Origin of the sequence: Rhizobium rhizogenes NBRC 13257 (assembly GCF_000696095.1) — a bacterium.
Classification (GTDB): Bacteria; Pseudomonadota; Alphaproteobacteria; order Rhizobiales; family Rhizobiaceae; genus Rhizobium; species Rhizobium rhizogenes.
This window is the reverse complement of record NZ_BAYX01000022.1, coordinates 12,834-37,858: the sequence shown is the minus strand read 5'-3', so window position 1 is coordinate 37,858 and position 25,025 is coordinate 12,834. Positions and strand designations below refer to the sequence as shown.

Below are 25,025 nucleotides of genomic sequence, written 5' to 3'. Positions count from 1 at the left end.
TGCAATTGGGAGATCGAGGTAATAAAAAAGAGCGGGTCCTTGCGGCCCACTCTTCATCACACGATCAAGAATTTGAAGCGGATATAATCCCGTTCCGGCCAAATTGCAAGGCATTCGCGCCCGAACCCCGCTCTGCCGCTTATTTCAGCACGCCGAGCATCGAGCTGTCAGGATAGCAGGTCGGCTTCAGGCCGCTCTTTTGCTGCCATTGGCCGATCGACCGCCTTGTCTTGTAACCCGGCAATCCGTCGGTGCCGCCGACGTCATAGCCCTTGCGCTCCAAAGTCTTCTGCATGCCGGCGACATCGGAGCGCAGCATCTTGCCGACATCACCCCATTGGCCCTGGAAAGCGCCGGAGCCATAGGCGATGCGGTCGGCGAGATTGCCGATATAGAGACCGTAGAGGTCGGAATTATTGTATTCCTTGATGGTGTAGAAATTCGGCGTGACGATGAATTCCGGCCCGTCGCGGCCGGCCGGCACCAGCATCATGCCGCCGGCGCGCAGTTCGTCGGAGGGAAACGCCTTGCCGGCGATCCTGGCGATCCCGAGCGACGTCCATTGCGAAATCGGCTTGGCGAGATCAGGCCCTTCCTGGGCGCAGGATACACTCTCCGGGATCGTCACTTCGTAACCCCAGCCACGGCCGCGCTGCCAGCCCTTCTGCACCAGATAGTTGGCGATGGAAGCGAGCGTATCCGGCACGGAGGTCCAGATGTTGCGATGGCCGTCGCCGTCGAAATCGACCGCATATTTCAGGTAGCTGGTCGGCATGAACTGCGGCTGGCCAAGTGCGCCTGCCCAGGATCCCATGAACTGATCGGGCGCGACGTCGCCATGCTCGAGAATGCGCAGACCGGCAATCAGCTCGGTGCGGAACATCTCCTTGCGGGTCGACATGAAGGCCTTGGTTGCCAGCACCTGCACCGCCGAGTTTGGCAGTTTCGCCGCGCCGAAGCCGGTCTCGCGACCCCAGATGGCAAGCAGGATCGGGCCGGGCACGCCATAGACCTTTTCGATCCGTTTCAGCACCGGGCCATATTGTGAGGCGAAGCTGCGCCCCGTCACCGCAAGCCTCTGCAGGCGCCCCTCGTTGAAGTAGGGTGCGGGCGAGGAGAACTCCGCCTGGGTCTGCTTCTGCTCCTTGGGCTTCGGAAAGCCGGGTGGGGCGAGATCGGGCAGGCTCCAGTTCAGCGTCACGCCGGCAAAGGCGGCACGAAAGGTCTTTTCGGAAACGCCATCCTTTTTTGCCTCGGGCCAGAGATCTTTTTGGATCCAGGTCTGGAACTGGGCTTCGACATCGGCCTTCGAGGCGGCGAAGGCGGGGAGGGGGAGAAGGGCTAGGAGGAGAATAAGGAGGCCTAGAATATGCCGGGAGATACCCCCCTCTGTCACTCTCCTCATAGGCAGTCCCTCCCTCAAATCGCCGTCCGCGCCCTGAGCGCCGCCGTCAGCGTGCCCTCGTCGAGATAGTCGAGCTCGCCGCCGACGGGCACGCCGTGGGCCAACCGGGTGATCTTCACCTCCAGGCCGGCGAGCTGGTCGGTTATATAGTGTGCTGTGGTTTGTCCTTCGACGGTGGCGTTGACGGCGATGATGATTTCGCGGACGCCGCCTTCGCCGACACGCTGGATCAGGCCGCGAATGTTGAGATCGTCGGGGCCGACGCCGTCGAGCGGGGAGAGAACGCCGCCAAGCACATGATAGGCGGCATTCATCGCGGCGGCGCGCTCCAGCGCCCAGAGGTCGGCGACATCTTCGACGACGATGATGACGGACTGGTCGCGGTGGCCATCGGTGCAGACGGTGCAGGGATCGACGGTGTCGACATTGCCGCAACGCGAGCAGATCTTCACCTTGTCATAGGCCTCGCCCATGGCGTGGGAGAGAGGGCCGAGAAGCTGGTCTTTCTTCTTGATTAGGTGCAATGCGGCCCGGCGCGCCGAGCGCGGGCCAAGGCCCGGCACCTTCGCCAGGAGCTGGATGAGCTTTTCGATTTCGGGGCCGGTGACTCGCTTTGCCATGGGAGGCTTTTAGCCGATAAGTTGCGGGAACGGAATCACGGAAGGGATGATCGCCCCATGAAAATTCTCGCCGTCTGCATTGGCGCGGCCGAAATGCTCCCCGGCAGGAAAAGCAAGACCGGCATCAACAAGCATGCCGTCGGCGCCGCCGTGATGATCGATGCCAAAGGCCTGATCGGCGATGCGATCTGCAATCGGGTGCATCATGGCGGGGTGGACCAGGCCGCCTATGTCGAGGGATCGCTGACGCTGGACTGGTGGTCGCGCGAGCTCGGACGCCGGTTGGAGCCCGGCGCGTTCGGCGAGAATCTCGTCATCGACGGGCTGGACAATTGCGAGATCGCCGTCGGCGACAGGTTTATAGCTGGCGATCTTGTTTTGGAAGTCACCTCGGCCCGCGTTCCCTGCGCCACCTTCGCGGCAAAGATGGGCGATCCGAAATTCGTCAAGCGCTATTTCCAGGCGCGTCGTCCCGGCATTTATTGCCGCGTGAAGACGGCCGGAACGGTCGCCGCCGGAATGGCGGTGACCCATATCCCCTATGCGGGCGCCAGGGTCACCATGCCGGAAATGATCGCCACCCACGGCCAGCGATTGTCGCCGCAGGACCGGGCGCGCTATCTCTCCACCCCCATTCATCATAAGCTGCGGGCGATGCTCGAAAGCGAAGCCGCCGGTTCCTAGGCTTTCCACACGGAGATCGCGGCGACAACTCCAAGGACGCTTCTGGCTTTGGTCTTTCAGCCAAGCCCGGCCGAGAAGCGCCGGAAAAGAGCCTGGCCCTCTGGCCAATCACCGATCCCCGAGGCGGAATTGATGTGGCCGAGCGGGCCGACATCGATGAGTTCGCTGCCCCAGACGGAGGCGCTTTCCTTGGCATAGTCGAACGGGCCGTAGGGATCGTCGGTGCTGGTAACAAGGAGCGATGGAAACGGCAGCCTTTGGCGTGGCGGATTGGCGAAGCTCGGGGCTCCACCCAGATAGACCTCGCCGGTCGGATCCGGCACCGCGACGAGAAATGCGCCGAGGATTTCCGTTTTCGCGGAAACCGCCCAATGTGCGATGAACTGGCAGGCAAGGCTATGGGCGATGAGGATCGGCGGCGTCTTCGCCCGGCCAATCTTGCGATCGAGCGCGGCGATCCAGTCGGTAAGCTCCGGCCTGTCCCAACTCGCCGGCTGAAACCGGCGCATTCGCGGGTCCTGTTGCTCCCACAGGGTTTGCCAGTGGCCTTCCCCGGACCCGCCAAGGCCAGGCAACACAATGATATCGCTCATATCTTTCCTCTCGCGGTCTGTTGACGGCGCGAGATTGGCATGTCGCTCCCGCCATTGACATTGCAATCCATCGGATAAAATTTATGTCCGCCGATGAATTGAAGGTTCAGACATGGAAAGCTTCGAGAGAGAACTGGATCCGACCGATCTGTCGATGATCGAGATCCTGCAGCAGGATGGGCGGATTTCCGTATCCGAACTCGGCCGCCGTGTCGGCCTGTCGCAGCCGGCCGCGTCCGAGCGCCTGAAGCGGCTTGAGGAGCGCGGCATCATCGCCGGCTATCGTGCCATCGTCGATCCCACCGCCGTCGGCCTCGGCATGATGGCCGTGATCCGGTTGCGGACGACGCATGAGCATATCCGCCCCTACCTCAAGCAGTTCTCGGAAATGCCGGAGATCATCGAGGTCCTGCGGCTGACCGGAGAGGATTGCTTCCTGCTCAAGGTGCTGGTGCCGTCGCCGACCGACCTTGAAACCATCGTCGATTCCATCGCCCGGCACGGCGCCGTGACGACATCGCTGGTGTTGCGGAACGAGCCGGCTAAACCGATCGGCCGCGAACTCATCCGCAAGACGGTGCGCTGAATCTTTTCAGGAGTGTGCCAATCAGAAAGGCATCTTGAAGCCGGGCGGGATCGGCAGGCCGGCGGTGAGTTCGCGGGTCTTTTCGGCGGTGATCGCCTCGGCCTTGTCCTGGGCGTCCTTGTTGGCGGCGACGATCAGGTCCTCGAGGATTTCGACGTCGTCTTCCTTGAAGAGCGACGGATCGATCTTGATGCCCAGCATCAGGCCCTTGCCGTTGACGGTGACGGTGACGAGGCCGCCGCCTGCCTTGCCTTCGACGCGGATGTCGGCGATCTCCGCCTGCATCTTCTCCATCTTGGCCTGCATTTCCTTCACTTTGCCCATCATGCCCATGATGTCGCGCATCGTCGCTCGTCCTTCTTCCGCGTCTTTCATTATGATTTAGTACAATATGTTTCGAAAGCCACCCAACAGATTTTACGGTGTGGCTCTTTGGTTCGGTATCGTGCCCTTAGAATTCGATGTCGTCGCCCGGCAGAATATCGCCTTCGTCGGATTCGGCGGCGGCCGGTGCGGCGACCTGTTCCTCTTCCTCCACATCCGGCGCACGCACGCGAACGTCGATGATCTTGGCGCCTGGAAATTGCGACAGGATCGCCGCGACGTCGGGGTCTTGCCGAGCATCGGCAACCCGCTGCCGCTGCGCATTCGCTTCGGCTTCCACCACTGTCGGCTCGCCTTCGTCGCGGCTGAGGCTGACGATCCAGTGGATGCCGGTCCACTCCTTCAGCTTGACGGCAAGCTCGTTCAAGAGCGTGCCCGGCGCGCCCGGCGTCAGGCTGACATCGAGCCGACCCGGTTCCAGCCGCACCGGACGAACGAAGCTGCGCACCATCGCTTTCAGTTTCGGATCGCGCTTCTGGCCGGCCAGTTCGGCAATGTCGGTCATTGAATTGATGGCAATCAGCGGCTTCGGCGCTTCAACCGGCTTCTGTTCGATGCGACCGACGGGGGCGGAGTCCGGCTGCGTATTCGGAACCGCGCGCAGCATGGCGACAGGCGCCTGTGGCGTCGGTCGCGGCGGAGCTGTCTCGACGGCGCGGGCCATCACATTGCCTTGATAAGAAACCTGCGTTCCGCCGCCATTGCCATGACCGCTGGGCGAGGGACGCACGCCGCCATTGCCATTGCCGTCGGAGAATTCGGCAAGCCGCCGCGCCGCGTCTTCCGGCGCCGGCAGATGGGCGGCATGCGCCAGCCGGATCAGCACCATTTCGGCGGCACCGGCCGTGCGCGCAGCGCTTTCCGTCTCCGGTATGCCCTTCAGGAGCATCTGCCAGATGCGCGACAGCGTCGTCACGGCGACGCCTTGCGCGAATTCCGCGGCCTTGTTGCGCTCGACTTCGCTCAGCGATGGATCGTTGGCAGCGTCAGGCACATATTTCAGGCGGGTGACGAGATGGGTGAAATCGGCAAGATCTGTCAGTACGACGACGGGATTGGCGCCTGCCTCATATTGGCTGTTGAATTCCGCCAAAGCGGCTGCGACATCGCCCTTGATGATGTGGTGGAAGAGATCGACGATGCGGGCGCGGTCAGCAAGACCCAGCATCGAGCGAACGGCGTCGGCCACGACCACGCCACTGCCATGCGCGATTGCCTGGTCGAGCAGCGACAGGCCGTCACGGGCCGATCCCTCGGCGGCGCGGGCGATCATGGCGAGCGCTTCCGGCTCCGCCTCGATGCCTTCTTTGCCGGCAATGGTGGTGAACAGTCCCACAAGATCCGAGGCGCTGATGCGGCGCAGATCGAAGCGCTGGCAGCGCGACAAGACCGTGATCGGCACTTTGCGAATTTCGGTGGTGGCGAAGATGAACTTCACATGCTCCGGCGGCTCTTCCAGTGTCTTCAACAATCCGTTGAAGGCGGCCGTCGACAGCATGTGCACTTCGTCGATGATGTAAACTTTGTAGCGCGCCGAAACCGGACGGTAGCGCACCTGCTCGATGATCTCGCGGATATCGTCGATGCCGGTATGGGAGGCGGCATCCATCTCGATGACGTCGACATGCCGGCCTTCCATGATCGCCTGGCAATGTTCGCCGGGCTCGCGCAGGTCGATGGTCGGTCGATCGATCTCAGGGGTTCGATAGTTCAGCGCGCGCGCCAGAATACGGGCCGTCGTCGTCTTGCCGACACCGCGCACGCCGGTCAGCATATAGGCCTGGGCAATACGACCGGTTTCGAACGCATTGGTCAGCGTGCGAACCATCGGCTCCTGGCCGACCATCAGGTCTGTGAAATCCTTGGGCCGATATTTGCGGGCCAGCACCCGGTAACCGGTGCCGGTCGAAGCGGCATCTTTTGCTTGTCGCTCGGTGTCGCTCATGGCCCTGCTTATTGCCCGCAGAAAGCCGGGCCTTGCTTTCAAAAAGGGTGGGAGGCTGGCACGATGACCCGTGCCGGGCTCGTTGGGGCTGCTTCCTTCCGGACCTGACCCGGTTGGCGAGTGGCTCGTCCACCACCAACCTCCCGAAGGCACATATCGGCAATATCGTCATCAAAAGCAAGCCAAGGCCAAAAAAAACTGCTAAACATTTGAAAAAACACCGGAGGATCACTCATTGAAGGAATTTACGCTCGACGATCGTCTGGCGAATGACAGCGTTTCCGTGACGATCACCGGCCTTTGCGACGTGCGCCTGTCGAAGGACAGCCGCTGGCCGTGGCTGGTGCTGGTGCCCCGCCGGCCCGGCATATCGGAAATATTCGAACTGACACCGCTAGACCAGGTTCTGCTGACCTTCGAGACCAACAAGGTGGCCGCTGCCCTGAAGACGGTGACCGGGGCGACAAAAATCAACGTCGGGGCTCTTGGAAATATCGTCCGACAGCTTCATGTTCATGTGATTGCACGGTTCGAAGGGGACGCGAACTGGCCCGGTCCGATCTGGGGCCACGGCAAGGCGGAACCCTATACGGACGAAGACATGAACAGCTTCATAGCCAAGTTGCGGGACACGCTTTCACAATGAACCACTCGATCTTCTCTTCGGATGCGCCTCACCCGGAAGCCAGCAGCCTCACCGCCTTTGCGGAAAACCAGCTAAACCGGGACGCCGAGCATCGTGACGAGGAAACGATCCAGCGCGCACTTTCGAAGGAAGGCACGCATATCCTTGCTTTTGCCAGGGACAAGCTGGTTCTGAAGCATGACGGGCAGGTACTCGATCCGCTGTTTGCGCGCTACGAATTGCAGGAGCTCGATCCCGACTGGGAAGCGGCCGTACTGCTCGGCTACCGCAAGACCGGCGAGCCGCGGCTGGCCGTGCCGGTGCGGATCAATGCCGACGAGCTTGCCAGCCACTACAAGCCCGCCGACATGCGCTCGCTTTGGCGCGATTTCCTGCTTGAAGGCGAAATTCTCGGCGAGGCGGCGCAGGGCATGAGCCTTATCCGCTGGAACAGCGACAACCGCTTCTGCGGCCGCTGCGGCTCGGTGATGGAAAGCCGCATCGGCGGTTACAAGCGGGTCTGTACCGCCTGCGAACACATGATCTTCCCGCGCACCGATCCCGTCGTCATCATGCTGACGGTCGACGAGGAGAGAAATCTCTGCTTGCTCGGCCGCAGCCACCATTTCGCGCCGGGCATGTATTCCTGTCTCGCCGGTTTCGTCGAGCCGGGCGAAACCATCGAGAATGCCGTGCGCCGCGAGACGCATGAAGAATCGGGCATCCAGACCGGCCGCGTGCGTTACCACGCCTCGCAACCCTGGCCGATGCCACATTCCCTGATGATCGGCTGCTATGCCGAGGCGAAGTCGACGGAGATTCATATCGACGCCACCGAGCTCGACGATTGCCGCTGGTTCACGCCGGAAGAAACGCTCGAGATGCTCGATCGCGTCTCGGCCTCCGGCAATACCTCCCCGCCCAAGGGCGCCATCGCCCATCGCCTGATGCGCGACTGGGTGGAATGGAAACGATAGGTCCTCCTTTGCCATGGCGCGCTCGGAACGCTTGCTGACCCTGTTGCAGACGCTCCGGCGCTATCGCCGTCCGGTCAGCGGCGCGGTTCTGGCGGGTGAAACCGGCGTCAGCCTGCGTACGCTCTATCGCGATATCGCTAGCCTTCAGTCGCAGGGTGCCATGATCGAGGGCGAGCCGGGCATCGGCTATGTCCTGAAACCCGGCTTCATGCTGCCGCCGATGATGTTCTCCCAGGACGAGATCGAAGCCTTGGTGCTCGGCTCCCGCTGGGTGGCGCGCGCGGCGGACGAGCGCCTTGCCGCCGCCGGCGCGGATGCGCTTGCCAAGATCGCTGCCGTCCTGCCCGACGACATGCGCGAGACCGTCGAGCAGGCGACGCTCGTCGTCGCCACCCGCCGCGCGCTGGAGGATAAGGCCGACCTCTCCCTCATGCGCAAAGCGATCCGCTCCGAACGCATCGTGCAGCTTACCTATGGCGATGTGAACGGCGCCATTTCGACCCGGCGCATCTGGCCCTTTGCGCTCGGCTATTTCGATGAAGTCCGCATGGTCATGGGCTGGTGCGAACTGCGCCAGGATTTTCGTCATTTCCGCGCCGATCGCATTGTCGATTTCGCGGTGCTCGAGACCCGCTACCCGCGACGACGCGTCGTGCTGGCGAAGGAATGGCACAAGCAGCAGGGCATGGTCCACGATTGATCCCTGAGCAGCATACTACTGCCAGAAACTGTCAGTATGGACGGTTATTATCGCTCCTATTCCACACAGGAAGGAGGACCGATCATGGAAAGCCCCAGTTTCATCGCCAGAGAGGACACGCATCGTTCTGCAGTTGATGCGTCGCTGGCGCAGGCTTGGCTGCAACGGCTTGCGCAGGCGGCACTTGGCCATTTCGCGCGGCACAGTTCTCGCCTCGATCTCGACGAAACACTCGACTTTATGAAACGCGATCTCGGTTTTCTCGACGGGTGCGCCCCGTATCGCGAGGACAGCCACCTGCGATAGGCGCATCTGAGAAGCATCCCAGTCAACCTTTCGACAATCATTTGCTCCGGCAAGGTCCGTCATGACCTGTCGGCCGGGACCGATATTGCCGTCATATCCCTAACATCAGGAGGAATATCCCAATGACCAGCCCGAATCTCATTATCTTCTACGTCAAGGACCCGGCCGAAAGCATACCCTTCTATCGCGATCTGCTCGGCCGCGAGCCGGCCGTTGCCGCGCCGAATTTCGTGGCCTTCCCGCTCGACAACGGTTTCACCCTGGGCCTCTGGCGCCGTAGCAGCGTCGAACCGCAGCCGTCGGCCATCGGCAGCCGCGGCGAACTCGCCTTCATGGTCGAGGGCGAAGGGGCGGTGGCGGCACATTACAAGGACTGGAAGGCACGTGGCCTGCCGGTCGCGCAGGAGCTGACGACGCTGGATTTCGGCCCGACTTTCGTCGTGTTGGATCCGGATGGTCATAGGCTGAGGGTTTGCGAGCCGGATAAGTAAGCTGCACAGCAGTCACCCACCCTCGTGGTTCGAGACGGCCCTTTGGGCCTCCTCACCATGAGGGCTGGTATTTTGCGCCCAGCCGCGCGGCAGCTATTAAAGCTGCCCCCGCATCGGATGTCCCTTATAGACCCCCAATATCCGGACCTTCTCCGAGAAGAACCGCAATTCCTCCAGCGCGCGTTGCACATTCGCGTCGGTCGGATGGCCCTCGATGTCGGCGTAGAACTGCGTCGCTACAAAACGGCCGCCGAGCTGGTAGCTTTCCAGCTTCGTCATGTTGATGCCGTTGGTGGCAAAGCCGCCGAGCGCCTTGTAGAGGGCGGCCGGAATGTTGCGGACGTTGAAGACGAAGGTCGTGACGATCTTCTCTTCCGGCGAGCTGCGCTCCGCCCATTTCTCCTCGCGCGACAGGATGACGAAGCGCGTCACGTTGTCCTCGGTGTCCTCGACATTTTCCGCGACGATATCGAGCTTGTAAAGGTCGGCGGCCAGCCGCGGCGCCAGCGCCGCCATCGTACGGTCGCCGGTTTCCTGCACCAGCTTGGCTGCGCCCGCTGTATCGCCGGCGATGACCGGCTTCCAGCCGTTGGCGCGCACGATCTTGCGACACTGACCGAGCGCGTGGATGTGGCTATGGACGGTGCGGATCTCTTCCTTCTTGACGCCCGGCAGCACCATCAGCTGGAAGCGGATCGGCATGAAATATTCGCCGACGATATGCAGGTGCGATTCGGGCAGCATGTGGTGGATGTCGGCAACGCGGCCGGCGATCGTGTTTTCGATCGGGATCATGCCGAGATCGGCCTCGCCGCTATCGACTGCGGTGAAGGCGTCCTCGAAGGTCTGGCACGGCAGCGGCTCCATCGTCGGGAACATGTCGCGGCAGGCCATGTCGGAATTGGCGCCATACTCGCCCTGGAAGGAGATCTTGTTGGTCTTGGTGGTCATGGGACTGCCTTTAAGGGGGGGATGTCAGCGAGAGGCGCCGGAAAGGATGCGTCGGGCCTTTTCGAGGTCGGCGGCAGTATCGACACCGAGCGGGATCGTGTCAACGATCTCGACATCGATACGCATGCCGGCCTCCAGCGCCCGCAATTGCTCCAGCGATTCGCGCTTTTCCAGCGGCGAAGGGCCGAGGCTGACGAACCTTTCCAGCGCGGCGCGGCGATAGGTATAGAGGCCGATGTGATGATAGAGCGGCCCCTTGCCGTAAGGGGCGGTGGCGCGGGTAAAGTAGAGTGCGCGCAGCCGGCTTTCGGAAATAGCAGAGCCGACGACCTTGACGACGCTCGGCAAGGTCTTTTCTTCCTCGTCCTTGATCTCGACGGTCAGCGTCGCGATGTCGACGGCAGGGTTTTCGAGCGGGCGCAGCGAGGCGCGGATGGTTTCGGGATCGATGGTCGGCAGGTCGCCCTGGACATTGACGATGATCTCGGCGCGGCCATCCGGATCCACGGCCCGCAGCGCTTCATGGATGCGATCGGAGCCGGATTGATGATCCATGCCCGTCATGACGACATCGAAACCGGCATTGGCAACGGCGGCATAGGTATCGTCATGATCGACGGCGACGACGATGCGACCGATCGCCGCCTCGCGCGCGCGCTTGGCAACCTGTACGATCATTGGCAGGCCGCAAATATCGGCGAGCGGTTTGCCCGGCAGGCGCGTGGAGGCCATCCGGGCCGGAATGAGCACCAGCGTCTTGTCTAAGTTGGAATCTGTCATCGTTGGGCCTTCTATTCTCGCCGTAAAAGTGTCAAAACGTCTCATGGTGGAGACCGTTTACAGAGTTGCAAGAAACAGCCAAAAGACATAGGTTTCGCGCGAATTCAAGATGGGCCGGCAGTCACTGCCGGAGGCGAGGGGAGCATAGCAGATGAATTCATCCTACGTGAACATGGGTGTCGGGGCACTTCTAGCCACACTTTTCGTGCTGAAGTCCGTGTCGCTCGCGTCAGGATTTATTTTCCATTCAGAGACGCCGGAAAAGCCCGGCTTCGAAATTGTCGCCGCCGAAGCACCGGCCGGGGATGCCGGCGGCAAGGCTGCCGAGGCAAAGGAAACGCCGATCGCGCAATTGCTGCAGACGGCAGACGCCAAGGTCGGCGAAACGATCTTCAAGAAGTGTCAGGCCTGTCATTCCGGGGAAAAGGGAGGGCCAAACAAGGTTGGCCCCGATCTCTGGGGCATCGTCGACCGTCCGGTCGCCGAACATGAGGGCTTTGCCTATTCCGCCGCCATCAAAGGCTTTTCCAAGGACGGCGCGGAGAAGTGGACCTACGATCATCTTTATCACTTCGTAGCCGCGCCGAAGAAGTTTATTTCCGGAACGGCCATGGGCTTTGCCGGCCTGCCGAAGGAAAAGGACCGCGCCGACCTGATCGCCTATCTGCGCACGCTGGCTGATACGCCGGTGCCGCTGCCGGACCCGAATGCAGCGCCGGCGCCGGCTGCGACGAACTAGAGCAATTCCAGGCGAATGATTGCCAAAAACCCGGCCGTCTCGGCCGGGTTTTTGCCGTTCGGGTGGCTCTTCAGACCGAATGCCGGCGCGACCGCGTTCTCTGGTCGATGTCATATACTTTGAGCCCGTCCTCGGCGTTCGGCGGTACGCGCCAATCCTCCGCCAGCAGTGCCTTGCGCGCATCGCGCAGGCCCGTCTCCCAATGCTCGTGCATCGACAGCGCCGAGAATTCGTAATCCTTCGAATGTGAGCGGAACTGCTTATTGCGGTAGATCAGGTGGATGATGGTAACGCCGTAGTCCGAGCATTGCGCCTTCAGCTTCTGGATCGCGGGGTCGGCCTTGGCTTCTTCCGGCAGGCGCGCGTAAAGCTCCGAGATGGTGCGGCGCAGGCGGTGGCGCTCGAGAAACAGGTCGGTATTGAGCCGGGTGCGGCTGGAATAGGTAATGTCCTTGCGCCGCTCCTCCACCTCTTCGAGATCCTGCGGCTGCGGGCCGGCCGCGCTGAAGAGGTCGACCTGGAAGACCACCGTATCGACGTCTGCGCCATTGCGCAGCACGTAGGTCAGCGGCGTGTTGGAGACCAGGCCGCCGTCCCAGTAGTATTCGCTGCCGATCTTGATGGCCGGGAAGCCGGGCGGCAGCGCGCCGCTTGCCATGACGTGCTCGGGCTTGATCTGGACGTCCCGGTTGTCGAAGAAGGCGAAATTGCCAGTGCGGACATTGACGGCGCCGAGGCTGAGCCGGACCGGACCGTGGTTGATGCGGTCGAAATCGACATGGTCGAGCAGGGTCTGGCGCAGTTGCTCGGTATCGTAGATGCTGGTCGCACCCGCCGAACCGCGCGCCTGAAACCAGGATGGGATCTGCCAGGGCGAAAAGAAGCCGGGTACGCCGAAGGTGGAGACCCACCAGCTGCTGACGGTGCGGTAAAAGGGATTGGTGTTGCGCTGCTTCTTCATCAAGAGGTCGACCGGCATCTGCACGCTGACCTTGTTCCAGAAGGACCGCAGCTTCTCCAGCCGTTCGCCCGGCACGTTGCCTGCCATGATCGCGGCGTTGATGGCGCCGATCGAGATGCCGGCGATCCAGTCCGGCTCGATATTCTGTTCCCTCAGCGCCTCGAAGGCGCCCGCCTGATAGGAGCCGAGCGCACCGCCGCCCTGCAGCACGAAAACCTTCTGCGCATAGGCCGAAGCCGGATTGGGGGTGAGTGGCGCTGCAATATTCATGGTTCCATCCTTTGCTGCGCTCCATCCATAGCGGTGGCGATGTGCAAATATATGACCATTTTCCTGCCTGCTTCTCCGAAGGCGGAGATATATCGTCGCAGCATCGGGCGGAGATGAATCCGCATAAGCATGCCGCATGCCCTAGCCGAGCAAATAGGCCCAAAGTGACACTGAGAATGCGCCGAGCGCGGTCGTCAGCGTGATCGTCGATGCAGCGAGACTGTGGCCGACGCCGAAGCGATTGGCAATCAGCCAGGCGTTTACGCCCGTTGGAACGGCGGCAGTCAGCACGAGGGCGGCCCGCCATTCCTGGCTGAGGCCGAGAAGATAGCTTGCTGCAAGCACGCAAGCCGGCAGGAGCACGAGCTTGAAGGCCGCCATGACGCTGGCGATGCCGAGATTACCCGAAACCCCATATTGCCGGAGCGCCATGCCGAGCGAAATCAAGGCGGCCGGGCCGGCGATATTGGCGATGTTGTCGACGACGGTGCCAAGCGTTGCCGGCAAGGGAATGCCGATGAGGTGGACGACAAGCCCGCCGAGAAGCCCGATGACCAGCGGATTGCGGATGAGGTTTTTGCCGACCTGTTGCAGGAGCTCGATCGTGCTGCGGCCGGCGCCGCCATTTTCCTTGCGTTCGGCCTGTTCCATCAGCAGCGTGCCGGCGATCATCATGGTCGGCAGATGCACGGCAATCAGGATCGACATCGCCATGATGCCATCAGGGCCGACCGTGCGTCCCACCAGCGGCAGGCCGACGAAAATGGTGTTGGCGAAGGCGGAGGACACGCCGGCGAGCACCCCGATGCGGGCATCCCGCCCGAACAGCCGCGTCGCCACCAGATGGCCGGCCGTCCAGGTAACCGCAACGCCGGCGAAATAGGCGGCCCACAGCCGGAATGGCGAAGCACCGCGAAAATCAGCTTCCGCGATGGTCTGAAACAGCAGGAGCGGCACGGCGATCTTGAAGACGAACTCGCTCATCGCCTCGCCGACACTGGCCGTCAATATGCCGGTACGCACGATCACCCAGCCGACAAGGATCAGCAGGAAAACCGGGAGAACATCGGAAAAGATTTCGGACATGCTGGCGAGGAGTATCTGGCGTGGGATCCAAGGATATGATCCCAGAGTTGTAACAGCTTGCCGCATCGTGGAAAGCCGAAAAGCAGGCTGGCACAAAAAAAGCGGGCTATGCCCGCTTTTCAGCGTCCGGTTCCCGCCGGAGTCCTCCCGGTGCACAAGCCGCCAGTTCATCCGTGGTCGGCGCGCGTACCGGTGAGGCGGAAGGTATCATACCTTCCCAGACTGGCCTTGGATGCCTTGAGAACGTCCCATGCCAGCCGCTTGATAAGCATTTACAGATGGAAAGTGACAGGCAAATGACTGATCGGAATTTAGTTGTCCGGCGATAAGCGGATTCTTCTTCCAAACTTGCGAAAAACCGATAATACCGATTAACGGCTATCACCAATACCGGGGCTCCTTTTTGATGACTCGTTTCGATGTACTGACCGTTGGCAATGCTATCGTCGACATTATCGCGCGCTGCGACGATCAATTCCTGATCGACAACAAGATCACCAAGGCGGCGATGAATCTCATCGATGCCGAGCGTGCCGAACTTCTCTACTCGCGCATGGGTCCGGCGCTTGAAGCCTCCGGCGGCAGCGCCGGCAATACGGCGGCGGGCGTGGCGAATTTCGGCGGCAGGGCCGCCTATTTCGGTAAGGTCGCGGAAGACCAGCTCGGGGAGATCTTCGAGCACGACATCCGCGCCCAGGGCGTGCATTACGAGACGAGGCCGAAGGGCACGTTCCCGCCGACCGCCCGCTCGATGATCTTCGTGACTGAAGACGGCGAGCGCTCGATGAACACCTATCTCGGCGCCTGTGTCGAGCTTGGCCCGGAAGATGTCGAACCCGATGTCGTCGCCGATGCCAAGGTCACCTATTTCGAAGGCTATCTCTGGGATCCGCCGCGCGCCAAGGAAGCGATCCGCGAATGTGCCCGCATTGCCCATGCCCATGGCCGGGAAGTGTCGATGACGCTCTCCGACAGTTTTTGCGTCGGCCGGTATCGCGGCGAATTCCTCGACCTGATGCGCTCTGGTACCGTCGATATCGTCTTTGCCAATCGTGACGAGGCCCTGTCGCTCTACGAGACCGAGGATTTCGACACGGCGCTGCAACTGATCGCCGCCGACTGCAAGATCGCGGCCGTCACCACCGGCAAGGACGGGGCCGTCATCGTGCGCGGCAATGAGCGCTATGTCGTCGATGCCCACCCGATCGAGGAGCGTGTCGACACCACCGGCGCCGGTGATCTCTTCGCCGCCGGTTTCCTCTTCGGCTATACCCAGGGTCGCAGCCTTGAAGATTGCGGCAAGCTCGGCAACCTCGCAGCTGCGATCGTCATCGAGCAGATCGGCCCCCGGCCGATGAAATCATTGTCGGAAGCCGCCAGGGAATTCGGGCTTCTCTAAAAGTCCTCACGCGCTTCCAATCGAATTGAAACCGTCCTCAACAGATCGTTGCGGGCGGTTTTTTGTCGAACTAAGGGGCGCTATCGGCACAACAACCGAATGGTTCCGGCCTCGTAAAGGATGAGTGTTCCGAGCGCCACGAGCATGAAGGGTACGACTCGATGCCCGTAGCGTCTGATCGGTGCGCCGATTCTCGGATGATTGATCAGAAAATGCGCCGCACTGAGCCATAGGGTCGTCAGGACGGTAAAGACGACGGCGATCACCGCGATTTCGCCCATGGTGCGCGTGGCAAAGAGTGGTGTGTAGATGCTGATATTGTCGCCGCCATTCGCGATCGTCACCATCGCGACTGCTGCGATCTTGCCGTGCCCGATAGATGCACCGCTATGATCCTCCGGATCGTGGTCGATCTCGGAGCCTTTCCTCCACTCCCACAGCTTTTTCAGGCCAAGAAAGATCGGCGCCAAGCCGAGGAGGCCGATATAGGCAGCGGGAATGACAAGGGAGATCATGGAGGCCAGCAGGCTTACGCCGCAAAGGGCGGCAATGCCGAGATACTGGCCGATCACGATCTGTCGGGTGCGGAATTTTGGATCGACGAAGAAGCCGAGCAACACGAAGATGTCGTCGATATTGGTCGATGCGAACAGGACGACGGCAAGGCCGAGAATCCCGACGATATTGTCCACGATCACCGCTTTCCGCTTCCGATGCCAGGCAATTGCCGCGCCGCGAACGTCACGCAGCCGCGGCTGTCACGAAGCTTGAGGGCTGCTTATTTGAAGGCTTCGCCGGGATAAGCACCCCAGATCTCGGACTGTGCCACCCAGCCCTCCGTGCCGTCGGCGGTCGCAAGGCACCAGTCGCCGGTGCATTCGCGGACGTTCATCATTACGCCCGGCTGAAGCTTGGCGATGACGGTGCCGGACGGTTGGGCATCGCGGCGCATGTTGACGAACACTGCCTTACCCTTGCCCTTCATCCATGGGGCTGCCAGCGCCGAGCGCTGGCCGGACAGCAGCGACTGGTTGACCCAGCCCTCGGTGCCGTCGGCGTCACGCACGCGCCGCCAATTGTCGTATTCCTGGATGATCTCGACCGGCAGGCCCTGCTTGAGATAGAGCCACGAGACGGCATAGTCCGCGCTTGGTCCGACGCGCAGGTTGACGCGCTTCGACTTCAGCGTGACGAAGCGCGGCAGCGGCAATCCGCTCGGTCCCTTGGCGGCCTGGGCCGCGGCAAGATCGGCGGTGGCGCCGGCCATCATCAGGCCGATCGCGAAAACAGCGCAGGACTTCAATACTTTGCCACGCATAGGGGTTTCCGTTCGTTCATCATGATCAAGGCGCTGTCAGGCTGCCTATTTGCTCCGACCATCGGCAAATCCTCGGCGCCGCCAGCGAGTTTTGTTTGTCTTCGCCTGCGGGTCTGGTAGAAATGCCCGGAACGGGAAAATTATCCTGCTTCTTGGTTAAAAACATCTGAACAAGGCACCCGCGCTCGCCATGACGACGAAGAAAAAACCGAAGGTCTACGTCACGCGCAAACTGCCCGATGCGGTCGAGACGCGGATGCGCGAGCTGTTCGATGCCGAACTCAACATTGACGACGTGCCGCGCACGCAGGCAGAGCTCGCCGAAGCCGTGCGGACGGTCGATGTGCTGGTGCCGACGGTCACCGACCGTATCGACGCGGCGCTGATCGAGGAAGCCGGACCGCAGATGAAGCTGATCGCCAGCTTTTCCAACGGCACAGACCATATCGACGTCGAAGCCGCCGCCCGCAAGGGCATTACGGTCACCAACACACCGAACGTGCTCACCGAGGACACGGCCGACATGACCATGGCGCTGATTCTTGCCGTGCCGCGTCGGCTTGCCGAAGGTGCGCGGGTGCTGACGGACAAGCCCGGCGAATGGGCCGGCTGGTCGCCCACCTGGATGCTCGGCCGCCGCATTCACGGCAAGCGCATCGGCATCGTCGGCATGGGCCGCATCGGCACCGCCGTCGCCCGCCGCGCCAAGGCCTTCGGCCTATCAATCCACTATCACAACCGCAAGCGCGTCAGCACGGCAACGGAAGACGAGCTCGAGGCGACCTATTGGGACAGCCTCGACCAGATGCTGGCTCGCGTCGATATCGTTTCGGTCAATTGCCCGTCGACGCCTGCGACCTTCCACCTGATCTCGGCGCGGCGGCTCGCGCTGCTGCAGCCGACCAGCTACATCGTCAACACGTCGCGCGGCGACGTCATCGACGAGACGGCGCTCATCAAGATCCTGCGCGAGGGCAAGATCGCCGGCGCCGGCCTCGACGTTTTCGAGAACGAGCCGGCCGTCAATCCGAAACTGGTGAAGCTCGCCAACGAGGGCAAGGTCGTCCTGCTGCCGCATATGAGCTCGGCCACGCTCGAAAGCCGCATCGACATGGGCGACAAGGTGATCATCAACATCCGCACCTTCATCGACGGCCACCGCCCGCCGAATCGCGTTCTGCCGTTCCGCTGAGCTAGATCGCCTTCGGTCGAAAACGACCAAGCGGACAATTATGTGCTATACTCGCGGGCTATCAAACGCACGACGGGTGATGGCAATGCTGGAAACGGACAAAGTATTCGCCGGCTCTATCCCGGAAAACTACGACCGCTATATGGTGCCGTTGATTTTCGAGCCGTTCGCCGTGGATCTTGCACGACGAGCAGCGTCCCTGGCGCCAAGTGCCGTCTTGGAGATCGCCGCGGGCACTGGGGTCGTGACCCGCTTGTTGGCGCCTAAACTATCCTCCGACGCAAGCTATATCGTCACCGACCTCAACCAGCCGATGCTCGACTATGCCGCTTCGAGACAAGGTCCCGACAGTCGCATCCAATGGCATCAGGCGGATGCTATGGCATTGCCGTTCGAAGATGCGGCCTTCGATCTCGTTTGCTGTCAGTTCGGCGCGATGTTCTTTCCCGACCGCGTATCTGCCTACCGCGAAGCAAAGCGGGTCCTGAAGCCCGGAGGGCATTTTCTATTCAACGTATGGGATCGGATTGAGGAAAATGTATTTGCGAATGACGTGACGAATGCTCTCGCTGAGATGTTTCCGAAAGATCCGCCGCGCTTTCTGGCACGCACGCCGCACGGCTACCACGATACGGCACTGATCCGCAGCGAGCTGGAGGAGGCAGGTTTCTCCCGGGTGATGATTGAGACGAGAGCCGAACAAAGCCGTGCATCCTCGCCGCGCATACCGGCCGTTGCCTATTGTCAGGGAACTCTTCTTCGCAACGAGATCGAGGCGAGGGAAGCGGGAAAACTGAACGCCGCAACCGACTATGCCACATCCGTGATTACAGGCAGGCATAGCGAGGGCGCTGTTGCCGCCAAAATTCAAGCTCACGTCATCGTGGCCGTGGCCTAGCTACGTGCCTCAGATTAGAGTCTTGCGCATCTCGATCGATGTCGTGCGATCGAAACCCGCATGACGGTTCTCGGCAGTTTTCCGGAATCCCCAGCGTGCGAAAGTCGCGTGATTGTCGGTCAGCTCGATCCGTGTTTCCAGCCGCAATGCGTTGAGCCCGCGCTCCAGCGCCGTTGTCTCCGCAAGCGTCAATAGCTGTCGGCCGATCCCTTTGCCCTGCTCCGACGGCAGGATGGCAAGCTTGCCGATATAGAGGCTCTCGGCCTCTGGGCGGCAGAATATGCAGCCAGCTAATCGATTGCCGTCGAGTGCGATATAGCTGATCTCAGTCCCCGCTTTTTCCTTCAGTGATTGCGGTGTCAGCGATAGCGCCGAGGAGGGCGGGTCGATCCGGCCGTTCATATAGGCGAAGGAGGAAAGGATGAGCGCGAGCAGCTCATCCCAATGCTCGAAGCTGTCGTCGAGGCACTGAATGGTAACATCGCTCATTCGGCGGCGGCCCTGGCGCGCTTGCGGCGATAGCGGATCGTATCGAAGCGGGCGGCAAGGCCGTCATAGAGCAGCAGCCGGCCGATCAGCGGTTCGCCGGTGCCGGTGATCAGCTTGATGGCTTCCATCGCCATCAGCGTGCCGATGACGCCGGTGAGCGCACCGATGATGCCGGTCTCGGCGCAGGCGGGGATGAGGCCCTCGGGCGGCGGCGTCGGAAAGAGGTCGCGGTAACCGGGGTTCAGGGCACCGTCCGCACCGTCCTCGTAGGGCTTTAGCGTCGTCACCGATCCGTCGAACCGGCCGACTGCACCGGTCACCAGCGGCAGGCGGGCCAGTTCGGCGGCATCGGCGGCGGCATAGCGCGTATCGAAATTGTCGGAGCCGTCGACGACGAGGTTGAAGCCGGCGAGGTGCCGCGCGGCGGTCTCCGTCGAAAAACGCTCCTCGAAACGGATCGTGCGTACATGCGGGTTAAGCCGCGCGATGGCGTCGGCCGCACTCTGCGTCTTCAGCTCGCCGATCGTGCCGGTATCGTGGATCACTTGCCGTTGCAGGTTGGAGAGCGAGACGCGGTCGTCATCGGCAATGCCGATGGTGCCGACGCCGGCGGCGGCGAGATATTGCAGTACAGGTGCGCCGAGCCCGCCGGCGCCGATCACCAGAACGCGCGCCGCCTTCAATTTCTGTTGGCCCGCGCCGCCCACTTCGGGAAGCAGGATATGGCGCTGATAACGGGCGATTTCGTCTGGGGTCAAAGGGTCCATGGCAATGATAATATCACGCTCCGCAGAAAATTCGCCGCTACGATTTTGTAATGCCGCCATGCGCGACGGTAAAGAATTGCGCCCGCTCGCCAAGTGCTGAAAACATCGCCCTGTCGGTGCCGGTCATGAAAGCCTGTCCGCCAAGCCTGTCGATCAGGTCGAAGAGGGCGGCGCGTCGGCCTTCGTCCAGATGTGCCGCGATTTCGTCGAGCAGAAGGACCGGTGCATGGCCGGTGAGATTGCCGACGAGGCGAGCATGGGCGAGGATGAGGCCGACCAGCAGCGCTTTCTGCTCGCCCGTCGAGCAGCGTTCCGCCTCCATGTCCTTCTCGCGATGGCGCACCAGGAGATCTGTCCGGTGCGGTCCATCCAGCGTGCGCCCGGCGGCCGCGTCGCGGTACCGCCCTTCGCGCAGCATCCCGGCGTAAGCATCCTCGAGATCGAGTGCAGGGCGGTCGAACTGTCCGTCGAGAAAACCGGAAAGCTCAAGTGCCGCCGAAGGAAAGGGCGTCGCCTCACGCGTCTCGGCGATCAACCGGGTGAGAAGGCCGAGCATCTCCTGCCGGGCAAGCGCCATGGCAATGCCGAGGCTCGCCATCTGTTCCTCGATGCCGGCAAGCCAGGAGGGATCGAAGCGGCTTTCGGACAAAAGCCTGTTGCGGCTGCGCATGGCGCGCTCGAAATCGCTGGCGCGGCGGCCATGCGCCGGATCGAGCGATAGTACCAGCCGGTCGAGAAAACGGCGGCGCTCGGAGGAGCCGCCGGTAAACAGCCCGTCCATGGCCGGCGTCAGCCACAGCACGCGCAGATGATCGGTCAGCTCGTCGACCGTCTTGGCCGGCGTGCCGTTGATCCGGAGCTTGCGCGCCGTCGTCTCGTCGCTCGTGTCGACGCCGGTGCCGATTTCGACAGTGTCCTCCATGCCCTCAAGCTCGGCAAAGATCGAAAACCCGTTCGGTGCAGCGACGCGGACGACATCCGCATAGGCCGCACGCCGCAGGCCGCGCCCGGGCGAGAGTAGCGAGACCGCCTCCATCAGATTGGTCTTGCCGGCGCCGTTGTCGCCGGTCAGCACCACATGCCGCTCGTCAAGCGTCAGCGCCGCCGCCGCATAATTGCGAAAGTCGGTCAGCTTCAGGCGCGAGATGAAAACCTTGTGCGGCATCGGTCATCCGGATTCGTGTCGATGGCCGAGGGGTATGCCGAACCCCGCCCGAGTGCAAGGATTTTGCCGGTTGTTCTCGGCGTAGATCGTTCGGAGCGGCATTGGGCCACCCTCGCCCTTCGACAGGCTCAGGATGAGGGTGGAGTGAACTGCGACTCGGACGAGAGGGTTAGTCCTCATGGTGAGGAGGCCCGCAGGGCCGTCTCGAACCATGAGGGCGGGTGATGATTCGGCTGCAAACGAAAAAACCGGCCGAATCACCGGCCGGTTTTATGAGAAGCAGTGTGATTCGCTGCTTAATCGCTAAAGGTGTCGAAGAAATCCTTCATCCGGGCGAAGAAGCCGGTTGATTCGGGATTATTGTCCTTCGAGGAGATCTGTTCGAATTCCTGCAGCAGCTCGCGTTGGCGCTTGGTCAGCTTCTGCGGCGTTTCGATCTGGATCTGGATGTAGAGATCGCCGACCTGGCTGGAGCGCAGCACCGGCATGCCCTTGGCCTTCAGGCGGAACTGCTTGCCGACCTGCGTGCCCTCAGGGACGGTGACGCGCGATTTCGTGCCGTCAAGCGTCGCGACGTCGAAGGTGCCGCCAAGGGCCGCCGTCGTCATCGAGATCGGCACCGCGCAATAAAGGTCGGCGCCATCGCGCTGGAAGAATTCATGCGGCTTGACGGAAAGGAAGATGTAGAGATCGCCCGATGGCCCGCCGCGCGTGCCGGCTTCGCCTTCGCCTTGCAGGCGGATGCGGGTGCCGTCCTCGATGCCCGAGGGGATGTTGACTGAGAGCGAGCGCTCTTCGGTGATGCGGCCTTGGCCGTGGCATTTGCCGCAGGGATCTGGAATGGTCTGGCCGCGGCCGTGGCAGGTCGGACAGGTACGTTCGACCGAGAAAAAGCCTTGCGCGGCGCGCACGCGGCCCGAGCCCTGGCAGGTGCCGCAGGTTTTCGGCTGTGTGCCCGGCTTGGCGCCGGAACCGGAGCAGACGTCGCAGGTGATTGAGGTGGGCACGCGGATTTGCGCGGTCTTGCCCGTAAATGCTTCCTCGAGCGAGATTTCCATGTTGTAGCGAAGATCGGCGCCGCGTTCGCGACCGCCGGAGGAGCGTGCGCGGCCACGGCCGCCGCCCATCATCTCGCCGAAGATATCCTCGAAAATGTCGGAGAAACCGCCACCGCCGCCGAAGCCGCCGCCACCAAAACCGCCGCCGCCCATGCCGCCATGCTCGAAGGCGGCGTGGCCGTAACGATCATAGGCCGCGCGTTTGTTCGGGTCCTTGAGCGTTTCGTAGGCTTCGTTGATTTCCTTGAACTTGCGCTCGGCGTCATTGTCATCGGGGTTCTTGTCCGGATGAAATTGCATTGCCAGCTTGCGAAAAGCGCTCTTGAGCTCTTTTTCGTCCGCTGTCCTGGAGACGCCCAATGTCTCGTAGTAGTCCGCTTTTGCCATTAAGGATTAGACCCCGGAAATGGATTTCCGGCTGCCAAAAGGCAGCCGGAGCTAAGTTTCCTAGAGAACCTTTCGGTTCGCGCTTATGCAGACCGCTTGCGGTCGTCCTCGTCCTTGATTTCCTCGTAGTCGGCATCGACGACGTCGTCGTGGTGGCCGCCTGCCGAGGCATCAGCGGAAGGAGCTTCCGACTGCTGGGCCTCATAGATAGCCTGGCCGAGCTTCATGGACACTTCCATGAGCGTCTGGGTCTTGGCCTTGATGTCTTCAGCGTCCGGCTCGGATGCTTCGGTTGCCGTCTTCAGCGCTGCAATCGCCTCGGAGATCGCGTTGCGATCGGCCTCGGTGACCTTGTCGCCAAAGTCCTTCAGCGACTTCTCGCTGGAATGAATCAGGCTTTCGGCCTGGTTCTTGGCTTCCACGCCTTCGCGGCGCTTCTTGTCTTCGGCAGCATGCGATTCGGCATCCTTGACCATCTTCTCGATGTCGGCGTCGGAGAGACCGCCCGAAGCCTGGATGCGAATCTGCTGTTCCTTGCCGGTGCCCTTGTCCTTGGCCGAAACCTGGACGATGCCGTTGGCGTCGATGTCGAAGGTGACTTCGATCTGCGGCATGCCGCGCGGTGCCGGCGGCAGGCCGACGAGGTCGAACTGGCCGAGCAGCTTGTTGTCGGCGGCCATTTCGCGCTCGCCCTGCGAGACGCGGATGGTCACGGCCGACTGGTTGTCGTCGGCGGTCGAGAAGGTCTGCGACTTCTTCGTCGGGATCGTGGTGTTGCGCTCGATCAGACGGGTGAAGACGCCACCCAGCGTTTCGATGCCGAGAGACAGCGGGGTCACGTCGAGGAGCAGGACGTCCTTGACGTCGCCCTGCAGAACGCCGGCCTGGATGGCGGCGCCGAGAGCGACGACTTCATCCGGGTTGACGCCCTTGTGCGGCTCTTTGCCGAACAGCTGCTTGACGACTTCCTGTACCTTCGGCATGCGGCTCATGCCGCCGACGAGAACGACTTCGTCGATCTCGGCAGCCGTAACGCCGGCATCCTTGAGGGCGGCCTTGCACGGCGCGATGGTGCGCTGCACGAGGTCGTCGACCAGGCTTTCCAGCTTGGCGCGAGTCAGCTTCAGCGTCAGGTGCTTCGGGCCGGTGGCGTCTGCCGTGATGAAGGGCAGGTTGATTTCGGTCTGCTGCGCGGAGGACAGTTCGATCTTCGCCTTTTCGGCAGCTTCCTTGAGGCGCTGCAGAGCAAGCTTGTCGCCCTTGAGGTCGATGCCGTTGTCCTTCTTGAACTCGGCAACGAGATATTCGACGAGACGCATGTCGAAGTCTTCACCGCCAAGGAAGGTATCGCCGTTGGTCGACTTCACTTCGAAGACGCCGTCGCCGATTTCCAGGATCGAGATATCGAAGGTGCCGCCGCCAAGGTCGTAAACGGCGATGGTCTTGCCGTCCTTCTTGTCGAGGCCGTAGGCGAGGGCCGCAGCGGTCGGCTCGTTGATGATACGCAGGACTTCAAGACCGGCGATGCGGCCGGCATCCTTGGTTGCCTGGCGCTGCGCGTCGTTGAAGTAGGCCGGAACGGTGATGACGGCCTTTTCGACCTTTTCACCGAGATAGGCTTCTGCGGTTTCCTTCATCTTCTGAAGGATCATTGCGGAAACCTGCGCGGGCGAATAGCCCTTGCCGTGGGCTTCGACCCAGGCGTCGCCATTGTCGCCCTTGACGATATTGAAAGGAACAAGGTGCTTGTCTTTTTCAACGGTCGGATCTTCGTAGCGGCGGCCGATAAGGCGCTTGACAGCGAAGAGGGTATTGGTGGGGTTGGTGACCGCCTGGCGCTTGGCCGGCTGGCCGACGAGACGTTCGCCGTCTTCAGTGAAGGCTACCATTGAGGGGGTAGTGCGGGCGCCTTCGGCATTCTCGATGACTTTCGCGTCTTTACCGTCCATGACGGCGACGCAGGAATTTGTCGTTCCAAGGTCGATACCAATTACTTTTGCCATGTCATTCTCTCCTTGAAGCAAGCTATCGGAACCCCTGTCAGGCATTCCATTGACAGCCCCTTACGGGATGGTCTTGAGGATTGCGCAGCCATGACTGCGGTGATGCCGCGTATATAAGTAGCGGTTTTACTGACTGCAAGGCGGGAAATCACCCGGAATCCAGCAAAACGAATGGTTTGTCGCTCAAATTCCACAGTGCCGCATTGCGCCTGCGGACCTGGAGAATTGGCGCGACCATCTATCAGA

Annotated in this window: 27 protein-coding genes and 1 other RNA gene; 11 read left to right on the top strand and 17 right to left on the bottom strand. The window is 61.8% G+C overall.

All coding sequences use genetic code 11. The features are described from left to right. Positions 1-139: 139 nt before the first annotated feature. Positions 140-1,405: a lytic murein transglycosylase gene (locus RRH01S_RS29415; protein ID WP_007690291.1), complete on the bottom strand. Its 1,266-nt coding sequence runs from the start codon at positions 1,403-1,405 to the stop codon at positions 140-142. A gap of 14 nt (positions 1,406-1,419) precedes the next feature. Beyond that, entirely contained in the window at positions 1,420-2,025 is a 606-nt protein-coding gene (recR, locus tag RRH01S_RS29410) for a recombination mediator RecR (RefSeq protein WP_007690290.1), read from the bottom strand. Between the two features lie 57 nt (positions 2,026-2,082). Between recR and RRH01S_RS29405 the strand changes: the two genes are divergently transcribed. Next, positions 2,083-2,709: an MOSC domain-containing protein gene (locus RRH01S_RS29405; protein WP_007690289.1), complete on the top strand. Its 627-nt coding sequence runs from the start codon at positions 2,083-2,085 to the stop codon at positions 2,707-2,709. A gap of 56 nt (positions 2,710-2,765) precedes the next feature. Here the strand turns inward: RRH01S_RS29405 and RRH01S_RS29400 are convergent, their stop codons facing one another. Then, positions 2,766-3,302: an RBBP9/YdeN family alpha/beta hydrolase gene (locus RRH01S_RS29400; RefSeq protein ID WP_012650699.1), complete on the bottom strand. Its 537-nt coding sequence runs from the start codon at positions 3,300-3,302 to the stop codon at positions 2,766-2,768. Between the two features lie 112 nt (positions 3,303-3,414). On the opposite strand from RRH01S_RS29400, the gene RRH01S_RS29395 reads away from it, so the two are divergent. Continuing rightward, the gene (locus RRH01S_RS29395) at positions 3,415-3,888 is read left to right on the top strand and encodes an Lrp/AsnC family transcriptional regulator (protein WP_007690286.1); all 474 of its coding nucleotides are present in this window, start codon (positions 3,415-3,417) and stop codon (positions 3,886-3,888) included. Positions 3,889-3,909: 21 nt separating this feature from the next. Here RRH01S_RS29395 and RRH01S_RS29390 read toward each other — a convergent pair whose 3' ends face one another. From RRH01S_RS29390 to ffs, 3 genes are all read right to left on the bottom strand, one after another. Then, positions 3,910-4,233 (bottom strand): YbaB/EbfC family nucleoid-associated protein, encoded by a 324-nt coding sequence (locus tag RRH01S_RS29390; RefSeq protein WP_007690284.1) that lies wholly within the window; start codon positions 4,231-4,233, stop codon positions 3,910-3,912. A gap of 106 nt (positions 4,234-4,339) precedes the next feature. Continuing rightward, positions 4,340-6,217: a DNA polymerase III subunit gamma/tau gene (locus tag RRH01S_RS29385; RefSeq protein ID WP_007690283.1), complete on the bottom strand. Its 1,878-nt coding sequence runs from the start codon at positions 6,215-6,217 to the stop codon at positions 4,340-4,342. 47 nt (positions 6,218-6,264) lie between these two features. Then, positions 6,265-6,361, bottom strand: an RNA gene (gene ffs / locus RRH01S_RS33735) — signal recognition particle sRNA small type. A 91-nt stretch (positions 6,362-6,452) separates the two neighbouring features. Between ffs and RRH01S_RS29380 the strand changes: the two genes are divergently transcribed. The 5 genes from RRH01S_RS29380 (at position 6,453) to RRH01S_RS29360 (ending at position 9,316) form a co-directional block, all read left to right on the top strand. Continuing rightward, positions 6,453-6,863, top strand: coding sequence for an HIT family protein (locus RRH01S_RS29380; protein ID WP_007690280.1), 411 nt, complete (start codon positions 6,453-6,455; stop codon positions 6,861-6,863). Then, positions 6,860-7,819: an NAD(+) diphosphatase gene (nudC, locus tag RRH01S_RS29375; protein WP_007690278.1), complete on the top strand. Its 960-nt coding sequence runs from the start codon at positions 6,860-6,862 to the stop codon at positions 7,817-7,819. Before RRH01S_RS29380 ends, nudC begins: the two co-directional genes overlap by 4 nt. Before the next feature lie 13 nt (positions 7,820-7,832). Then, entirely contained in the window at positions 7,833-8,519 is a 687-nt protein-coding gene (locus tag RRH01S_RS29370) for a helix-turn-helix transcriptional regulator (RefSeq protein WP_012650702.1), read from the top strand. An 84-nt stretch (positions 8,520-8,603) separates the two neighbouring features. Further along, on the top strand, positions 8,604-8,825 hold the full coding sequence (locus RRH01S_RS29365; protein WP_131597903.1) for a hypothetical protein: 222 nt from the start codon (positions 8,604-8,606) through the stop codon (positions 8,823-8,825). 122 nt (positions 8,826-8,947) lie between these two features. Then, positions 8,948-9,316, top strand: a complete 369-nt coding sequence (locus RRH01S_RS29360) for a VOC family protein (RefSeq protein WP_007690273.1) — start codon at positions 8,948-8,950, stop codon at positions 9,314-9,316. 96 nt (positions 9,317-9,412) lie between these two features. Here the strand turns inward: RRH01S_RS29360 and RRH01S_RS29355 are convergent, their stop codons facing one another. Then, positions 9,413-10,267: a prephenate dehydratase gene (locus tag RRH01S_RS29355; protein ID WP_007690270.1), complete on the bottom strand. Its 855-nt coding sequence runs from the start codon at positions 10,265-10,267 to the stop codon at positions 9,413-9,415. A 24-nt stretch (positions 10,268-10,291) separates the two neighbouring features. Beyond that, positions 10,292-11,047: a 3-deoxy-manno-octulosonate cytidylyltransferase gene (locus tag RRH01S_RS29350; RefSeq protein WP_012650703.1), complete on the bottom strand. Its 756-nt coding sequence runs from the start codon at positions 11,045-11,047 to the stop codon at positions 10,292-10,294. A 151-nt stretch (positions 11,048-11,198) separates the two neighbouring features. On the opposite strand from RRH01S_RS29350, the gene RRH01S_RS29345 reads away from it, so the two are divergent. Further along, positions 11,199-11,786 carry a c-type cytochrome gene (locus RRH01S_RS29345; protein ID WP_007690262.1) on the top strand — a complete coding sequence of 196 codons (588 nt, stop codon included), beginning with the start codon at positions 11,199-11,201 and terminating at the stop codon, positions 11,784-11,786. A gap of 70 nt (positions 11,787-11,856) precedes the next feature. On the opposite strand, the gene RRH01S_RS29340 is transcribed toward RRH01S_RS29345, so the two are convergent. Further along, positions 11,857-13,017: a patatin-like phospholipase family protein gene (locus RRH01S_RS29340; RefSeq protein WP_042476483.1), complete on the bottom strand. Its 1,161-nt coding sequence runs from the start codon at positions 13,015-13,017 to the stop codon at positions 11,857-11,859. Positions 13,018-13,158: 141 nt separating this feature from the next. Next, complete coding sequence (locus tag RRH01S_RS29335; RefSeq protein ID WP_012650705.1) at positions 13,159-14,103, bottom strand: AEC family transporter; 945 nt, start codon at positions 14,101-14,103, stop codon at positions 13,159-13,161. Positions 14,104-14,509: 406 nt separating this feature from the next. Between RRH01S_RS29335 and RRH01S_RS29330 the strand changes: the two genes are divergently transcribed. Then, positions 14,510-15,502 carry an adenosine kinase gene (locus tag RRH01S_RS29330; protein ID WP_007690259.1) on the top strand — a complete coding sequence of 331 codons (993 nt, stop codon included), beginning with the start codon at positions 14,510-14,512 and terminating at the stop codon, positions 15,500-15,502. 80 nt (positions 15,503-15,582) lie between these two features. Here RRH01S_RS29330 and RRH01S_RS29325 read toward each other — a convergent pair whose 3' ends face one another. Together RRH01S_RS29325 and RRH01S_RS29320 are read right to left on the bottom strand one after the other, a co-directional pair. Further along, a complete protein-coding gene (locus tag RRH01S_RS29325) occupies positions 15,583-16,194 on the bottom strand; it encodes a cadmium resistance transporter (RefSeq protein WP_229202563.1) in 612 nt (203 codons plus the stop codon). Between the two features lie 86 nt (positions 16,195-16,280). Next, the gene (locus RRH01S_RS29320; protein ID WP_007690257.1) at positions 16,281-16,820 is read right to left on the bottom strand and encodes an SH3 domain-containing protein; all 540 of its coding nucleotides are present in this window, start codon (positions 16,818-16,820) and stop codon (positions 16,281-16,283) included. 190 nt (positions 16,821-17,010) lie between these two features. Between RRH01S_RS29320 and RRH01S_RS29315 the strand changes: the two genes are divergently transcribed. Together RRH01S_RS29315 and RRH01S_RS29310 are read left to right on the top strand one after the other, a co-directional pair. Next, positions 17,011-18,012 (top strand): 2-hydroxyacid dehydrogenase, encoded by a 1,002-nt coding sequence (locus tag RRH01S_RS29315; protein WP_012650707.1) that lies wholly within the window; start codon positions 17,011-17,013, stop codon positions 18,010-18,012. Between the two features lie 85 nt (positions 18,013-18,097). Then, a complete protein-coding gene (locus tag RRH01S_RS29310) occupies positions 18,098-18,910 on the top strand; it encodes a class I SAM-dependent methyltransferase (RefSeq protein WP_012650708.1) in 813 nt (270 codons plus the stop codon). Between the two features lie 9 nt (positions 18,911-18,919). On the opposite strand, the gene RRH01S_RS29305 is transcribed toward RRH01S_RS29310, so the two are convergent. The 5 genes from RRH01S_RS29305 to dnaK all read right to left on the bottom strand — a co-directional run bounded on the left by RRH01S_RS29305 (position 18,920) and on the right by dnaK (position 24,779). Beyond that, a complete protein-coding gene (locus RRH01S_RS29305; protein WP_007690251.1) occupies positions 18,920-19,399 on the bottom strand; it encodes a GNAT family N-acetyltransferase in 480 nt (159 codons plus the stop codon). After that, positions 19,396-20,166, bottom strand: a complete 771-nt coding sequence (locus RRH01S_RS29300) for a molybdopterin-synthase adenylyltransferase MoeB (RefSeq protein WP_012650709.1) — start codon at positions 20,164-20,166, stop codon at positions 19,396-19,398. The genes RRH01S_RS29305 and RRH01S_RS29300 overlap by 4 nt, the downstream gene beginning before the upstream one ends. Positions 20,167-20,203: 37 nt before the next feature. Beyond that, positions 20,204-21,331 carry a DNA replication/repair protein RecF gene (recF, locus tag RRH01S_RS29295; protein WP_007690245.1) on the bottom strand — a complete coding sequence of 376 codons (1,128 nt, stop codon included), beginning with the start codon at positions 21,329-21,331 and terminating at the stop codon, positions 20,204-20,206. A gap of 296 nt (positions 21,332-21,627) precedes the next feature. Further along, the gene (gene dnaJ / locus RRH01S_RS29285; protein WP_007690240.1) at positions 21,628-22,776 is read right to left on the bottom strand and encodes a molecular chaperone DnaJ; all 1,149 of its coding nucleotides are present in this window, start codon (positions 22,774-22,776) and stop codon (positions 21,628-21,630) included. Positions 22,777-22,859: 83 nt separating this feature from the next. After that, a complete protein-coding gene (dnaK, locus tag RRH01S_RS29280; protein WP_007690238.1) occupies positions 22,860-24,779 on the bottom strand; it encodes a molecular chaperone DnaK in 1,920 nt (639 codons plus the stop codon). Positions 24,780-25,025: the final 246 nt, after the last annotated feature.

Excerpts from the sequence above, each read along its gene's own strand:
- RRH01S_RS29370 (WP_012650702.1), top strand. The coding sequence starts at position 7,833 with ATGGCGCGCTCGGAACGCTTGCTGACCCTGTTGCAGACGCTCCGGCGC.
- RRH01S_RS29300 (WP_012650709.1), bottom strand. The coding sequence starts at position 20,166 with ATGGACCCTTTGACCCCAGACGAAATCGCCCGTTATCAGCGCCATATC.
- recF (WP_007690245.1), bottom strand. The coding sequence starts at position 21,331 with ATGCCGCACAAGGTTTTCATCTCGCGCCTGAAGCTGACCGACTTTCGC.
- RRH01S_RS29335 (WP_012650705.1), bottom strand. The coding sequence starts at position 14,103 with ATGTCCGAAATCTTTTCCGATGTTCTCCCGGTTTTCCTGCTGATCCTT.
- RRH01S_RS29345 (WP_007690262.1), top strand. The coding sequence starts at position 11,199 with ATGAATTCATCCTACGTGAACATGGGTGTCGGGGCACTTCTAGCCACA.
- RRH01S_RS29305 (WP_007690251.1), bottom strand. The coding sequence starts at position 19,399 with ATGAGCGATGTTACCATTCAGTGCCTCGACGACAGCTTCGAGCATTGG.
- recR (WP_007690290.1), bottom strand. The coding sequence starts at position 2,025 with ATGGCAAAGCGAGTCACCGGCCCCGAAATCGAAAAGCTCATCCAGCTC.
- dnaK (WP_007690238.1), bottom strand. The coding sequence starts at position 24,779 with ATGGCAAAAGTAATTGGTATCGACCTTGGAACGACAAATTCCTGCGTC.
- RRH01S_RS29400 (WP_012650699.1), bottom strand. The coding sequence starts at position 3,302 with ATGAGCGATATCATTGTGTTGCCTGGCCTTGGCGGGTCCGGGGAAGGC.
- RRH01S_RS29320 (WP_007690257.1), bottom strand. The coding sequence starts at position 16,820 with ATGCGTGGCAAAGTATTGAAGTCCTGCGCTGTTTTCGCGATCGGCCTG.
- RRH01S_RS29310 (WP_012650708.1), top strand. The coding sequence starts at position 18,098 with ATGCTGGAAACGGACAAAGTATTCGCCGGCTCTATCCCGGAAAACTAC.
- RRH01S_RS29390 (WP_007690284.1), bottom strand. The coding sequence starts at position 4,233 with ATGCGCGACATCATGGGCATGATGGGCAAAGTGAAGGAAATGCAGGCC.
- RRH01S_RS29340 (WP_042476483.1), bottom strand. The coding sequence starts at position 13,017 with ATGAATATTGCAGCGCCACTCACCCCCAATCCGGCTTCGGCCTATGCG.
- nudC (WP_007690278.1), top strand. The coding sequence starts at position 6,860 with ATGAACCACTCGATCTTCTCTTCGGATGCGCCTCACCCGGAAGCCAGC.
- RRH01S_RS29385 (WP_007690283.1), bottom strand. The coding sequence starts at position 6,217 with ATGAGCGACACCGAGCGACAAGCAAAAGATGCCGCTTCGACCGGCACC.
- dnaJ (WP_007690240.1), bottom strand. The coding sequence starts at position 22,776 with ATGGCAAAAGCGGACTACTACGAGACATTGGGCGTCTCCAGGACAGCG.
- RRH01S_RS29365 (WP_131597903.1), top strand. The coding sequence starts at position 8,604 with ATGGAAAGCCCCAGTTTCATCGCCAGAGAGGACACGCATCGTTCTGCA.
- RRH01S_RS29330 (WP_007690259.1), top strand. The coding sequence starts at position 14,510 with ATGACTCGTTTCGATGTACTGACCGTTGGCAATGCTATCGTCGACATT.
- RRH01S_RS29395 (WP_007690286.1), top strand. The coding sequence starts at position 3,415 with ATGGAAAGCTTCGAGAGAGAACTGGATCCGACCGATCTGTCGATGATC.
- RRH01S_RS29315 (WP_012650707.1), top strand. The coding sequence starts at position 17,011 with ATGACGACGAAGAAAAAACCGAAGGTCTACGTCACGCGCAAACTGCCC.
- RRH01S_RS29360 (WP_007690273.1), top strand. The coding sequence starts at position 8,948 with ATGACCAGCCCGAATCTCATTATCTTCTACGTCAAGGACCCGGCCGAA.
- RRH01S_RS29405 (WP_007690289.1), top strand. The coding sequence starts at position 2,083 with ATGAAAATTCTCGCCGTCTGCATTGGCGCGGCCGAAATGCTCCCCGGC.
- RRH01S_RS29355 (WP_007690270.1), bottom strand. The coding sequence starts at position 10,267 with ATGACCACCAAGACCAACAAGATCTCCTTCCAGGGCGAGTATGGCGCC.
- RRH01S_RS29415 (WP_007690291.1), bottom strand. The coding sequence starts at position 1,405 with ATGAGGAGAGTGACAGAGGGGGGTATCTCCCGGCATATTCTAGGCCTC.
- RRH01S_RS29350 (WP_012650703.1), bottom strand. The coding sequence starts at position 11,047 with ATGACAGATTCCAACTTAGACAAGACGCTGGTGCTCATTCCGGCCCGG.